This is a genomic window from Streptomyces sp. AcH 505 (genome assembly GCF_000818175.1).
In the GTDB taxonomy this organism is placed as follows: Bacteria; Actinomycetota; Actinomycetes; order Streptomycetales; family Streptomycetaceae; genus Streptomyces.
Genome location: NZ_JTIY01000001.1, coordinates 1,851,457 through 1,864,296, shown reverse-complemented (window position 1 = coordinate 1,864,296; position 12,840 = coordinate 1,851,457). Strand labels below are relative to the sequence as shown.

General features: G+C 69.4%; 11 protein-coding genes, 1 tRNA gene and 1 pseudogene. 7 read left to right on the top strand and 6 right to left on the bottom strand.

The window, feature by feature from the left end:
* Nucleotides 1-97 precede the first annotated feature (97 nt).
* The 4 genes from HY68_RS08695 (at nucleotide 98) to HY68_RS08680 (ending at nucleotide 4,178) form a co-directional block, all read left to right on the top strand.
* Nucleotides 98-1,303 carry a DNA polymerase III subunit delta' gene (locus HY68_RS08695; protein WP_041986536.1) on the top strand — a complete coding sequence of 402 codons (1,206 nt, stop codon included), beginning with the start codon at nucleotides 98-100 and terminating at the stop codon, nucleotides 1,301-1,303.
* 88 nt (nucleotides 1,304-1,391) lie between these two features.
* Nucleotides 1,392-2,987: an alpha/beta hydrolase gene (locus HY68_RS08690; protein ID WP_041986533.1), complete on the top strand. Its 1,596-nt coding sequence runs from the start codon at nucleotides 1,392-1,394 to the stop codon at nucleotides 2,985-2,987.
* A 97-nt stretch (nucleotides 2,988-3,084) separates the two neighbouring features.
* Nucleotides 3,085-3,158, top strand: a tRNA-Thr gene (locus HY68_RS08685).
* A gap of 636 nt (nucleotides 3,159-3,794) precedes the next feature.
* Nucleotides 3,795-4,178 carry a hypothetical protein gene (locus tag HY68_RS08680; RefSeq protein ID WP_041986530.1) on the top strand — a complete coding sequence of 128 codons (384 nt, stop codon included), beginning with the start codon at nucleotides 3,795-3,797 and terminating at the stop codon, nucleotides 4,176-4,178.
* Nucleotides 4,179-4,424: 246 nt separating this feature from the next.
* On the opposite strand, the gene HY68_RS08675 is transcribed toward HY68_RS08680, so the two are convergent.
* From HY68_RS08675 to HY68_RS08655, 4 genes are all read right to left on the bottom strand, one after another.
* Nucleotides 4,425-4,979 carry an SRPBCC family protein gene (locus HY68_RS08675; RefSeq protein WP_052457046.1) on the bottom strand — a complete coding sequence of 185 codons (555 nt, stop codon included), beginning with the start codon at nucleotides 4,977-4,979 and terminating at the stop codon, nucleotides 4,425-4,427.
* Nucleotides 4,980-5,062: 83 nt separating this feature from the next.
* Nucleotides 5,063-5,515, bottom strand: a complete 453-nt coding sequence (locus HY68_RS39530; RefSeq protein ID WP_052457045.1) for a nuclear transport factor 2 family protein — start codon at nucleotides 5,513-5,515, stop codon at nucleotides 5,063-5,065.
* Nucleotides 5,512-6,795, bottom strand: a complete 1,284-nt coding sequence (locus tag HY68_RS08660) for an alpha/beta hydrolase (RefSeq protein ID WP_041986526.1) — start codon at nucleotides 6,793-6,795, stop codon at nucleotides 5,512-5,514. Before HY68_RS08660 ends, HY68_RS39530 begins: the two co-directional genes overlap by 4 nt.
* On the bottom strand, nucleotides 6,795-7,727 hold the full coding sequence (locus HY68_RS08655; RefSeq protein ID WP_241778501.1) for an NAD(P)H-binding protein: 933 nt from the start codon (nucleotides 7,725-7,727) through the stop codon (nucleotides 6,795-6,797). The genes HY68_RS08660 and HY68_RS08655 overlap by 1 nt, the downstream gene beginning before the upstream one ends.
* Nucleotides 7,728-7,804: 77 nt before the next feature.
* Between HY68_RS08655 and HY68_RS08650 the strand changes: the two genes are divergently transcribed.
* Complete coding sequence (locus tag HY68_RS08650) at nucleotides 7,805-8,350, top strand: TetR/AcrR family transcriptional regulator (RefSeq protein ID WP_198533236.1); 546 nt, start codon at nucleotides 7,805-7,807, stop codon at nucleotides 8,348-8,350.
* Nucleotides 8,351-8,424: 74 nt separating this feature from the next.
* Here the strand turns inward: HY68_RS08650 and HY68_RS08645 are convergent, their stop codons facing one another.
* Complete coding sequence (locus tag HY68_RS08645; RefSeq protein ID WP_041986515.1) at nucleotides 8,425-8,985, bottom strand: hypothetical protein; 561 nt, start codon at nucleotides 8,983-8,985, stop codon at nucleotides 8,425-8,427.
* Between HY68_RS08645 and HY68_RS08640 the strand changes: the two are divergent.
* Nucleotides 8,947-9,554: pseudogene (locus tag HY68_RS08640) on the top strand (response regulator transcription factor). The gene HY68_RS08645 and the pseudogene HY68_RS08640 overlap by 39 nt on opposite strands.
* Before the next feature lie 23 nt (nucleotides 9,555-9,577).
* Here the strand turns inward: HY68_RS08640 and HY68_RS42655 are convergent.
* Entirely contained in the window at nucleotides 9,578-9,916 is a 339-nt protein-coding gene (locus HY68_RS42655) for a DUF4333 domain-containing protein (RefSeq protein ID WP_041986512.1), read from the bottom strand.
* 653 nt (nucleotides 9,917-10,569) lie between these two features.
* On the opposite strand from HY68_RS42655, the gene HY68_RS08630 reads away from it, so the two are divergent.
* Nucleotides 10,570-12,840: sensor histidine kinase (locus HY68_RS08630; RefSeq protein ID WP_241778500.1), on the top strand; the 2,271-nt coding region annotated here is incomplete at its 3' end.

Genomic DNA, 12,840 nt, shown 5'->3' with positions numbered 1-12,840 from the left:
CGGCGTGGCCGCCGCCGCTGATTGTCAGACCCCGCCCGCACAATGGATCCAGCAACGAATCCAGCAAGGACATGACGCGCGGAGGCGGTGACGGCGGATGACCGTTTGGGACGACCTGGTCGGACAGGACCGGGTCCGGGACACGCTCGCCGCCGCCGCCCGTGACGCCGACGCCAGGGTGACGGCGGAGGCCCAGGGCACCGCACCGCCCGAGGCGTCCAAGATGACGCACGCCTGGCTGTTCACGGGCCCGCCGGGGTCGGGGCGCTCCACCGCCGCCCGTGCCTTCGCCGCCGCCCTCCAGTGCACGAGCCCGGACCGTGCGCTCGGCGGCGAGCCGGGCTGCGGATTCTGCGACGGCTGCCATACGAGCCTGATCGGCACGCATGCGGACGTCGACATCATCCGCACGGACCTGCTGTCCATCGGCGTGAAGGAGACCCGCGAGCTGATCCGCCGCGCCGGGCTCTCCCCCGCGGGAGGGCGCTGGCAGGTCAACATCCTGGAGGACGCCGACCGCCTCACCGAAGGCGCGGGCAACGTCCTGCTGAAAGGCGTCGAGGAGCCCGCGCCCCGCACGGTCTGGCTGCTCTGCGCGCCCTCCCTTGAGGACGTGCTGCCGACGATCCGCTCCCGCTGCCGCCATCTCGTCCTGCGTACCCCGCCGGTCGACGCTGTCGCCGACGTCCTGATCAGACGGGACGGCATCGAGCCCGACGCCGCCCATGCGGCGGCGCGTGCCACCCAGGGCCATATCGGCAGGGCCCGCCGCCTCGCCACCGACGAGCGGGCCCGCGCCCGGCGCGCCACGGTGCTGAAACTCCCGCTGCGGGTCGCTGACATCGGCGGCTGCCTCCGGGCGGCACAGGAGCTGATCGACGCGGCGACGGAAGACGCGAAGCAGGTCGCCGAGGACGTCGACGTCAAGGAGACCGAGGACATGAAGGCGGCCCTCGGCGCGTCGGCGGGCGGCCGGATGCCGCGCGGCACGGCCGGCGCGATGAAGGAGCTGGCCGACCGTCAGAAGCGCCGTTCGACCCGTACGCAACGCGACAGCCTCGATCTCGCCCTCACCGACCTCACGGGCTTCTACCGGGACGTGCTGGCCATCCAGGTCGGCTCGAAGGTCCAGCTCGCCAACGAGGACGTACGGGACGCGCTGGATCGGGTCGCCCGCGACTCCACCCCCGAGCGCACGCTGCGCCGGATAGAGGCGGTCGTCGCCTGCCGCCAGGCGCTGGACCGCAATGTGGCACCGCTGCTGGCGGTGGAGTCGATGGCGGTGTCCCTGCGCGCGGGCTGACCGCGTGCCCGGTGCTTGCGCCGTCCCGCTCACCCGTACGAGGAGTTCCGGCGGGCGGCGGACCGGCCGGGGCGGTTAGGCTCCGCTGATGGACACCAGGCGCCTGTTCCGTTCCTCCGCCACGGCCGTCGTCGCGGTCGGCCTGCTCATCTCCGGCTGCAGCTCGGGCAGTTCCTCGCCGAAGGCGTCGGCCTCCGACGCGGCGTCCGGCGCCGCTTCTGGCACGGCGTCGGCCGGCAGCGCGGCACCGGAGGGCGGCGCGGGCCCCGTGGACCAGGCGGCCCTGAAGAAGTACTACGACCAGAAGCTCGACTGGCGCTCGTGCGGCCCCTCGGGTTTCCAGTGCGCCACGCTGAAGGCCCCGCTCGACTACGCGAAGCCGTCCGGCGCCGAGATCGACCTGAAGGTGGCCCGCAAGAAGGCGACGGGCCCCGGTAAACGCCTCGGCTCCCTCCTCGTCAACCCGGGCGGCCCCGGCGGCTCGGCCATCGACTACCTCACGGGGTACGCGGGCATCGGCTACCCGGCCCAGATCCGCGCCCGGTACGACATGGCGGCCGTCGACCCGCGCGGCGTCGCCCGCAGCGCCCCCGTCGAATGCCTCACCGGCAAGGAGATGGACGCCTACACCCAGGTGGACCAGACCCCCGACGACCAGGCCGAGACCACGGCGCTGTCGGCGGCCTTCAAGAAGTTCGCCCAGGGCTGCGAGAAGCGGTCGGCCAAGATCCTCCCGCACGTCTCCACCGTCGACGCCGCCCGTGACATGGACATCTTCCGGCAGACGCTGGGCGACAAGAAGCTCTCCTACGTCGGCGCCTCGTACGGCACCTTCCTCGGCGCGACGTACGCGGGCCTGTTCCCCAAGAACACCGGCCGGCTCGTCCTCGACGGCGCGATGGACCCGTCCCTCCCGGCCCGTGAACTCAACCGCGACCAGACCGCGGGCTTCGAGACGGCCTTCACGTCCTTCGCCGACGACTGCGTCAAGAAGAGCGACTGCCCCCTGGGCACGAAGTCCGCGGCCGACGCCTCGACGCGGATGAAGTCGTTCTTCCACACCCTGGACGCCAAACCGATCCCGACCGGCCAGAGCCGCAAGCTGGGCGAGTCCCTCGCCACCACGGGGGTGATCGAGGCCATGTACGACGAGTCGGCCTGGCCGCAGCTGCGCGACGCGCTCACCAGCGCGATGTCCGGCGACGGAGCCGCGCTCCTCGCCATGGCCGACTCGTACTACGAGCGCCAGAGCAACGGCAGTTACGCGAACCTGATGTTCGCCAACTCCGCCGTGAACTGCCTCGACCTGCCGCCGGCCTTCGCCACCCCCAAGGACGTCGAGGCCGCGATCCCGTCGTTCGAGAAGGCGTCCCCGGTCTTCGGCGAAGGCTTCGCCTGGGCCTCCCTGAACTGCGCCTACTGGCCCACCAAGGCCACCGGCACCCCGCACCGCATCACAGCCGACGGCGCGGCCCCGATCGTCGTGGTCGGCACCACCCGCGACCCGGCGACCCCTTACAAATGGGCCCAGTCCCTCGCCGCCCAGCTCTCCTCCGGCACCCTCCTCACCTACAACGGCGACGGCCACACGGCCTACGGCCGCGGCAGCGACTGCATCGACACGGCGATCAACACCTACCTCCTGGAGGGCACACCCCCGGCAGCGCACAAAAAGTGCTCCTGACCTGCCCAGAGGCCCCCAAGAGGGACGTGTACTGACCACCCCTCGAAACTGTGTAGACTTGGCGTCGCTGCTGATCGCACCATGGTGCAGACGGCATGCCGCCTTAGCTCAGTTGGCCAGAGCAACGCACTCGTAATGCGTAGGTCTCGGGTTCGAATCCCGAAGGCGGCTCTGTGGAAGCCCCAGGACTCACTCGCCGTGACCTGGGGCTTTTGCTTTTGTCGGATACGGCGGCGCCGTCGAGCGCGGGCGGCGCGGCGGCCTCCAGTCTCAATTCCAGTCTCAGTTGCGGGCTCAGACGTCGGCGCCGGCGCGGGTAGAAAGGTGTCTCCCATGCGGCGCATGGCGTCTTTGGTGAGGTGCGAGCGGCCCTTGACGTAGCGGCGGGTCTGGCTGATCTGGGTGTGCCGCAGGATTTCCATGATCGTGGGCATGTCCAGGGTGCACGCCCACGCGGCCAGGGGCCGGAGCTGGCCTTGTCCTGCCTCAAGCGGAAGATGCGCACTGCACCGAGTACTACGCACGCTACGCGCAAAGACGACGGCCCAATACCCTCGTATATCCATCTAAGTCCCCCTCCGCTTTGTGCAACTAAGACAAGCCCGCCGCTCTCTTCCTATGAAACGTCCGACATAGGGGGCACCTGTGGGTTCCACTCCTCCACCACGCACACCGCGTCCACGGCGCCGCTTCCATCTGTCCCGGTACCAGGTCACCATCGCCGCAGCCATCGCTGCTGCTGGCACCGTGGGCGCTGCGCTTGTCGCCGCCAACTGGGGAGGTGGGGACCCGGCGTCCGGTGGATGCTTGTTCCCGGCCGTCCAGCTGAGCGCTCCGGACAAGGCTGGAAGTACTTTCCAGACGACGGCCAAGGTGGCCTGCCCGCCTGACAAGGCGACGAAGTACTACCTGATCGCCCAGATGGACAACGTCGGCGAACCTGGCACCGAGCACACGGTCTTCTGCCCGACAGACCCGATCACGCCGGGGCAGGAGGCGAGGACTTACACCATTACGCGCGATATCCACGAATCGTCGCTCCACTCCAAGCGCACCCTGTACTACCTGAAGGTCACCAACGACGAGGAGCAGGAGTTGCTTGCCAACCTGCACGACACGTGCGCGTGGAAGCTCCCGCCCGGGGCCGAGACGGTCTCCAACTCCGTCACTGTCGAGCACGGTTGGCAGTAAGAGGCAAGTCGTCTGCTCGCAGTTTGGAGCCGGTTCGGGTGCTTCCTTGAGCTGGCTCCGCCGCGGAACAAGAGCCGGACAGCTCGTAATGGTAGGTCTCGGGTTCGAATCCCGCAGGCGGCTCCGGAGGGCCCCCGGACTCACTCGACGTGACCTGGGGTTTTTCCATTTCCGCCGCGCATGGCGCCCGTACCGTCTCGGTGCTCGGCCGAGTCTCGTGGAGGGGACGCTGCACGGGCTCGATCGTCAGGAGTGGCTTTCGCTTTCGTGCTTGAGGTTGTTCACCCAGTTCTGGAGTGACGTGTCGAGGGCCGTCTGGAGGGTGGCGGCGTTGGCGGTCACCGGTGCGCCGGTCCAGGACTCCTCGGTGCGTACGAGTACGCCGCCCTTCACGGGGGTGAACGTCCATACGTGGATGGCGTCGATCCCCTGGGCCGGGCCTCCCCATGCCAGGCACTTTCCGTGCTCGACCTTCTTGACGGTGGACGTGATGTCCAGACCTTCGGTCGCCCAGCGGAACACCGAGCCGGACCGTAGCGCGCCGGGCGTGTCCTTGGTCAGCGAGGTGATATTCGGCTGCCAGGTGGGCCAGTTCTCGACGTCCGTCTGCACCTTCCAGATCGTGTTCAGCGGTGCGTTGATGACGACGCTCTTGCGGGTGATCACCGGCGCGTTCTCGTCGGGGTGTACGCCGGCACAGGTGAGCGACCGGTTGTGCGAGTGGCCGAAGGCCGGACCACCGGCGGGGATGACCAGAACTGCGGTCAGGGCGGCGAGCGGGACGGCGTGGAGAGCGCGCATGACGTGTTCCTTCGCGTAGAGAGGGGACTGGGACGGGCGCTTGCGTGGTGCGGCTGGAAACCGAGCGTCCGTTGTTGAGGGTCTTAGTGGGCGGGGTCCAATACGCCTCGGTTGCCCTCGGACCATGCGGGTCGCACGGTGATCCGGGTGATGCGCCAGCCGCCCGCGGTGCGCTTCAGCTGGATCTCACCGGCGGCGCCGTTGGACCAGATCGGGCCGGCCGGGGCGGCTTCACGACGTAGCCAGGTGAGGATGTTGACACTTGCTGTCGCGCGATCGCCGTCAAGGTCGACCAGCAACGTTGTGGCCGCGTGCATCGTCGCGTCGAAGGGGTCGAGCTGCTCTTGGTAGTACCGGGTTTGTTCCGCAGCGGTGCGCGTTTGCGCTTCACCACCCAGCATCGCGGTGTAGTCCGAGACGACGGTGTCCGCGAGCAGGCGCTCGACAGTGGTCCAGTCTCGGCGGTCGAAGCCGCGGACAAGCTGGTGGACGGCGTCCTGGATCTCGAAGCGGTCGCTGATTTCCCGCAGGTTCATGCGATCTCCGTAAGTTGTTGAGTCGCTTGGGAGGGCCGGACGTTGTCGGCGTGGGCCAGGGTGGTGTCGAGCCAGTCGAAGACGCGGGCCATGGCCAGGCGTTCGGCGCCGGCATGACCATGGGCGTCGGCGCCCTCCGCGGCGGTGAAGTGCTGTAGGTGCGCGGAGGCGGTCAGATGGTCGTGGAGTTCCTGGGGTTGGGGCTTGGTCGTCCCGTCGCCGGCGAAAAACAGGTCGTCGCCCGCCGAGCAGACCAGTACAGGGCAGGTGATCCGCTCGGAGACGCCGTCGCGGAGGTGGTAGTCCAGGTACCGGGCGAGGAACTCCCGTGAAGTGGCGGTGCCGGTGGCGTACCGGCCGTGTCCGAATGCCCAACGCAGGGTGGGGCTGTCCGCGGCGGCTCGATCGAGCAGGTCGTCGAGAGCCAGGTCATGATCGGCTCGGGCGCGGTGTTCGACTTCCGCGCGGGGCAGCGGCAGCAGCCCGGTCAGCGCCTCGGCGGCGTCGTACACGCCGTCGATGACGACCACGGCGGCCAGGCGCGGTTCGTGCGCGGCGGCCCGCGGGGCGAGCATCCCGCCCAGGCTCACGCCCATCAGCGCGACCCGGTCGTGGTCGACGCCGGGAAGTGTCTTGAGGTGGTCCAGGACAGGGCCGACCACGTGCTCCCAGTCGGGGCGCAGCACAAGGCCGCGTCGGTGGATCGCGCTGGGCTGTCCTGGCCCGTCGAAGGACAGCGCGTTGTACCCGCGGTCGAGTGCGGCCAGTCCGCCCAGGTAGTGCAGCTCCTCGGCGCTGCCGTCGAAGCCGTTGTGCATCACCAGCGTCGGGCGCGGGGCCCCGTCGAGGGAGGGGCGGTAGAACCAGCCCTCCAAGACGGTCCCTTCGTAGGGGATCCGCACAGGCTCGATCACCGGACGGTACAGGCTCGCCGCCGTCGCGAAGCAGGCAGTGCCGCGTTCGTAGGCGTCGTTGATCCTGGGGTCGCCGGGGTTGCCGTGGAGGAAGAACTCCGCAGTGCTGTAGTAGGTCGCCGCGCGCAGCATGCCGTCGCGGGCGCTGACCCGGTGTCCCGCCTTCAGACTTGCCTCGGCCTGGGCACCGACTCGATCGGCGGTCGCTCGCCACGCGTCGTGCCAGCTGTCGTAGTCGCCAGGGGTGATCGCCTCGGCGGTGGTCAGCACCTCGCCTATGTCGGATCCGCCGTAGGCGGCGTGCCCAAGGATCCGCAGCGTCTCGAACCAGAACTGCCGGTCGTCGGCGAACATCACGGGGCGCATCAGATCATCGCCCGCGCCGGGTGGGCTGAGGGGATCCGGTAGGCGTCGCCGAGGAAGTCGCGCAGGGAGCGGGGCTCTCGGCCGGTGATGTCGCGTACGGTCGTGGTGATCCGCTCCGCGCTGCCTCCGGCGATCTCCGCGTCCATGTCGGCGAGCACCCGTGCGTAGTCGTGAGGCACTCCGCCGGCTTCGATCGCCGCAGTCAGTTCTTCGACCGTGACCGAGGTGTGGCGCACCGCGGTGCCGGTGACCTCGCTGATCACGGCGGCCGCCGTGTCGTAGCTCAGGGCCTGCGGGCCGGTGAGGATCAGCTCGCCGTCAGGGATCGGGGTCCCGAGCAGCAGGTGACCGGCGACGGCGGCGATGTCGTCCGGGTCGATGAAGGCCACCCGCCCGCGACCGGTCGCGGTGACGATTTCCCCCCGCTCCCGGATTCCGACCGCCACTGGATGGCTTCCGACGAAGTTCTGCATGAACCAGGAAGGCCTGAGCACCGCCGCCTCAGGCACGCGCTGCCGCACCAACGGTGGCAGGGCGCCCAGTCCCGACGGGGCGTCGGTGACCGCGGAAGAGCTCAGCAGAGCGACCCGTCGGGTGCCGGCCGCGACAGCCGCGTCAAGAAAGCCACCGACAGCGGCGGCGGGGTCGGAGTCACTGAGCGGGGCGACCAGGAACACGCGGTCGACGCCTTCCAGGGCAGTCGCGAAAGTACCGGGATCGGCCCAGTCGAAAATCACATGCTGGTCATCGCCGGCCACAGGGTGCCGACTGGCTGTTCGCACCGCTGTACCACGGGCGCGCAGGAAGGCGGCGACCCGGCGGCCAGTGGTTCCGGTTCCGCCTGTTACGAGAACAGTTCGCATGAGCTGGCTCTTCTCATTATCTATTTGGACGGGACGGTATCGTCCCGTCCGTTTCGTGGACCGTACCATGGACGGGACGGAACCGTCCCGTCCTGAGGTACGCTGAACGCATGACTACGTCCCGACGGAGCCCTACGGGTGCTGCCGTGTTGAAGCCGGCGGTCACCGATGTCATTACCTCAGCGGCCATCGACCTGCTGGTGGAGTCGGGCTACGCGCGCTTGACGATGGACGGCGTGGCCCGGCGGGCCGATGTCGGCAAGAGTGCGATCTACCGGCGCTGGCCGTCCAAGCTGGAGATGATCGTCGACGGGCTCGTCCGGCTCAGCACACCGATCGGGCCCGCCCCGGACACCGGATCCCTGCGCGGTGACGTGCGGGCGGTGATGCAGGCCGCCTTCGAATGGCTCAGTGACCCGCGTATCCGGGCGGTGCTGCCCGACCTGATTGCCGAGTCCGACCGCAACTCCGTGCTCGCCGAGGCGGTGGCGGAGCATGTCACACGTCCGCGCGTCGTTTGGGCTCGTGCCGCGCTGGAGCGGGCACGTGACCGGGGGGAGCTGGCAGCCGACGACGTCGACCTGGTGCTGGACCTGACCATCGCGCCGGTATTTTGGCGTCTCACCCACGCCCGGCCGGTGAATGACGAGTACCTCGACCGGCTTACCGACCTGACGATCGCCGCGGTGTGACAAAGCGCTGATTCCTGTACCCAACGGAGGATTACGCCGGGTGGGCGCCGCCCGGTTGACCGAAGAAGCCGGGTTCAGTCCGGGCGGGGGCCGGCTTCTGTTACCACCGTGCGTAGCAGTGGGCGGCTTGCCGCGCTTGCGGTCATTAGGCCGGCGAGGCCCAGGGCCAGGCAGGTGGCGAGGAGTGTGAGGCCGCGGGCGTCCGCGTGGGGGGTGCCTCCGGCGAATGTCAGGGGGGCCGCGCAGAACAGGCCGGTGAGGACCGCGCCGCCTGTGAGTACGGCGCCGGGCAGTACCGACTCCGTGCGCCTGGCCGCGTCCAGGACCCGGAGGGGGGTGCCTGCCAGATGCAGCAAGCCGTAGGTGCGGCGGCGGTCGAGGACGGATGAGGCTGCCGTGATGCCCGTCGAGGCGATGGCGACGGCGAAGCTCGCGCCGAGCACGGCGAGTGTCGAGAGGTGGAAGTCGTGGTCGAAGTGGTGCGCGGGCGCGCCGACCCATAGGTCCGCGGTGTACCAACTACCGCCTGCCACGGGGACCTTGGTGCGCCCAACGCCGAACCGCTCGGCGGACGCGGCGGCCTTGGCCTCGTCGGGCTGACCGAGCGCACCGAGGCCGTCGGCGGCACGCTGCACGTGGGCGAGGCGGCCGGCGGCGCGGAGTGCGTGGAACTGGCCAGGAAGCTGCGGCCCGACGTGTGCCTCGTCGACATCCGGATGCCGAAACTCGACGGTCTTGAGGTGACCCGGCTGCTCGCGGGTCCGAAGGCCGTCGACCCGCTGCGCGTCGTGGTCGTGACCACCTTCGACCAAGACGACTACGTCTACGGGCGCTGCACGGCGGCGCCTGCGGGTTCCTGCTGAAAGACGCGGGCCCGGCACTGCTGGTGGAGGCGATACGCGCGGCGGCGCGCGGCGACGCACTGATCTCGCCCGCCGTGACCGTACGGCTCCTGGAGCGGATGGGCGAGCAGCAGCCCACCGCTCGGGCTGAGGTGTCCGCCACCCCGCTGACAGCACGGGAACTGGAAGTGGCCCGGGTGGTCGCCGATGGGCGGACCAACCAGGAGATCAGCGACGAGCTTTTTGTCTCGCTCTCCACCGTCAAGACCCATATGGCGAGTATCCAGACCAAGTTGAAGCTGCGGAACCGCGTGGAGGTCGCCGCCTGGGCTTCGCGCTGCGGGGTGGTCGGCGACCGCTGATCCGGTCGCCGCACCACGCCGCGCTACTTGTCCAGTCCGTAGTCGAAACTCACCCTGCCGCCCTTCACCCCGGTCACGGAGATCAGCATCGTCTTGTGCTCACCCTTGAACACAGCAGTGCACGACACGGTGTCGTCCACCTTCGCGCGCAGCCCCTGCGGGCAGCTCACGGACTGCGGCCCGTCCTGGACGAACGGGATGGCGTAGTTCTCCTTGGCCTGCTTCTCGACCTCGGCGCGCGGCACCGTGTGATCCGCTCCGCTCGCGGTGGCGACCGACGAGTTGTCCATCACGTTCCATGCCACCACGATGCCTCCCGCCAGTACCGCGGCCACGGCCAGGGCAATGATGATGCGCTTCATGCGGTGCTCCTCGGTTCGCGTCACGGCCGGTCCCCACCGGCCGTTCTCCGCAGAGCCTCCTCCTGCGCCGGCCCACGCCACATCGGCACATCGGCTGGTTGCGAACCCCGGCCTCGGCCGAACGAACGAGGGCCGAGGCGGAGGGGAGGGAGACCGTCGCGGTCGGCAGGCGCGGGAGGGGAAGTTCTCTTGTTCCGGTGTGACTGAAATTGGAGGTATGAGAGGACACGTTGCGCTAGCGAATCTAACCATTCTGCAACGACCCGACAGGCGTGGACGGGCAGTCAAGTCGCCGCGCCGGAGCGGTTCGTGAGCGTTCGGTCGGGCGTCTGTGGTGGCGTCGCGAAGTGTCCGACCCCTGGTCAAAGGGGGTTTGGTGGATTGTTTCGGCTAATTGACCGCGTCTCAGGCCGGGTTGTTGCCGTCGCGTCGGTGACCGTGTTGGATCGACTTTGTTCTGGTGTGACCGGACATTTTTCGCCTGTGACGCGTCTGTGGTTACGTGCTACGGCTTAAGATCAAGCCGCGCCACTGGGGCCTCATCCGCACCGTGAGCACCATGACCGGAGACCTCAGCGACACCCCACGACCCGTTAACAGGTATCTGCGTTGACACCGATACTCGGCAGTGGTTCCGGCAACGGAGCCGCCCAGTGAAAATCAATCGTCGTCTCGTCCTGCTGGTCACCGCGCCTCTCACCGTGGCGGTCACCTTCTCGGTGCTGGCACTCGCGCCGGCGACCGACCAGGCGGTCCAGGCCAACCGGCTGACCGCGATGGTCGATGTCGCGGCCAGCGCGGGAGAGTTGACCCGTCAGCTTCAGAGCGAGCGGGTCGCAGCCACCGCGCTTGTCTCCAAGCAGGGAGATTTGGATGAGTTTCGAGTAAGTACCACCAAGACCGACAAGAGCGTCGCCGACTTCCGTAAGGACGCCCGGAAGCTGACCGAGGTGCCGGGCAGCGCGCAGGGGGCCCTGGACCGTATCCAGCGCTTCATCGACGAGATGCCCGCCCTGCGGGCCCAGGTGCGCTCCGGCACCAGCACCATCTCCGCGCTCGCCTTCGGCTACCGCATCGTGATCGCCGACCTGAACAACTACCGCGACGGCATCGCGCAGGCCGACGGCGTCGACGCCGACATCGCGGACCAGATCCGGGCCGCTGCCGCCCTGTCCAAGGCGGCCGAGTACCGGGCACAGGACCAGGTCACGGTCATGCGGGCGCAGTCCGCCGGCGGCTTCACGACCGCCTCGCAGCGGACGTTCGAGGGCGGTCAGCTGGGCTACACCGAGTCGATCGGCGTCCTGTACGACCTCGGCCCCGCCGAGTGGCGGACCTGGCTGGAGCGCACGCTCTCCGGTCCGAAGGCGCTGGAGGCCCGGCGACTTGAGGACAAGATCGGCCGTACGGGCACGAGCCAGGACATCGACGTCACGCCGAAGGCCTGGCAGAAGGCGTCCACCGACCGGCTGTCCCTGCTGGGCGACGTGGAGAAGCAGATCGACGCGGCCGTCTACGCGACGGTCAAGGAGGAGCGCTCCACGCTCCTGTGGACGGCGGGGGCCGAAGCCGCCCTGGTGCTGCTGACCCTGTTCGGCGCCGTCTTCGTCGCCATCCGGCTGGGCCGCGTCATGATCCGCCGGCTGCGTGACCTGCGTAACGCCGCCCACGAGGTCGCCCACACCGGGCTGCCCGCCGTGATGACCGAGCTGTCCCAGCCCGGCGCGCTGAGATCCGCATCGCCCGAGGAGATGGCCGCGCGGACCGGCAACCCGGTCAAGACCACGGGTGACGACGAGATCGGCGAGGTCGGCGAGGCGTTCAACGCCGTCCACCACGAAGCCGTCCGGCTGGCCGCGCAACAGGCCCACATCCACGAGCAGTTCGCCGAGACGCTGGTCCGTGTCGCCCGAAGGGGCGCGCAGTTGACCACCGTTATGGTGTCCGAGCTGGACGCGGTGCAGCGTGACGAGGCCGACCCCGAGCGTATGAAGACGCTCTTCGCCCTCGACCACCTCGCCATCCGCATGGAGCGCAACACCAACAACCTGCTGGTGCTGGGCGGTTACGGGAACGCCCGGGTGCGCGCGAGCGACATCGAGTGCTCCACCGTCGTCGTGGCCGCCGCGCAGCAGATCGAGCGCTTCGACCGGGTGTCGCTCGGCGTCATCGAGGCGGGGATCGGCATCGCCGCCCGCGCCGTGCACGACGTGGCGCACATCCTGGCCGAACTCCTCGACAACGCCACGCGGTTCTCGCCGCCCGACAAGCAGGTCGGGGTCGCCGTCTGGCGGCTGTCCGACCGGGCCGTCGTACAGATCGTGGACGAGGGCGTCGGTATCAAGGCCGAGCGCCGCGCCGTGCACAACGCCGCGCTGCGCGCGCCGCAGGCGGGCATCGGCGACGTACGGTCCATGGGCCTGCACGTGGTGTCGCGGCTCGCCGCGCGGCACGGCATCGTCGTCGAACTGCGCGACTCGTCCGGCCCCGGCACGATCGCCGAAGTCACCCTGCCGTCCAACGTGCTGGCCACGCTGCCGCAGACGGCGCCGTCCGCGCCGCAGGGCATGTTCGGCGAGGACCGTGACCAGGACGACCGCGGCAACCAGGTGCGCTACGAGGCGCCCCGGCCCATCGCGGCGCCGGGCCAGAACGGCCGCAGGCAGCCCGCCGGAGGCGGCGGTTGGCCCGACCAGAACAATCCGAACGACCAGAACAACCCGAACAACCGGCCCGGCCGGAACAATCCGAACGACCCGAACAACCGGAACGGCTCGTCCGCCGGTATGCCCGAGCGGCCGAACGGTCCCCTGCGTACGCCCGAACGGCCCGGCGCCCCCGTCGGGGCCGGGGTCGGAGCCGGCGCCGGTGGTACGACCGTGGGCGGCCGTCCGCCCGGCCAAGGGGCCGGCGGCCAGGCGTCC

Bases quoted from the DNA above. Each gene is read 5' to 3' on its own strand.
- HY68_RS08690 (WP_041986533.1), top strand. From the start codon at position 1,392: ATGGACACCAGGCGCCTGTTCCGTTCCTCCGCCACGGCCGTCGTCGCG.
- HY68_RS39530 (WP_052457045.1), bottom strand. From the start codon at position 5,515: ATGAACCTGCGGGAAATCAGCGACCGCTTCGAGATCCAGGACGCCGTC.
- HY68_RS08675 (WP_052457046.1), bottom strand. From the start codon at position 4,979: ATGCGCGCTCTCCACGCCGTCCCGCTCGCCGCCCTGACCGCAGTTCTG.
- HY68_RS08695 (WP_041986536.1), top strand. From the start codon at position 98: ATGACCGTTTGGGACGACCTGGTCGGACAGGACCGGGTCCGGGACACG.
- HY68_RS08655 (WP_241778501.1), bottom strand. From the start codon at position 7,727: ATGGTACGGTCCACGAAACGGACGGGACGATACCGTCCCGTCCAAATA.
- HY68_RS08660 (WP_041986526.1), bottom strand. From the start codon at position 6,795: ATGCGCCCCGTGATGTTCGCCGACGACCGGCAGTTCTGGTTCGAGACG.
- HY68_RS42655 (WP_041986512.1), bottom strand. From the start codon at position 9,916: ATGAAGCGCATCATCATTGCCCTGGCCGTGGCCGCGGTACTGGCGGGA.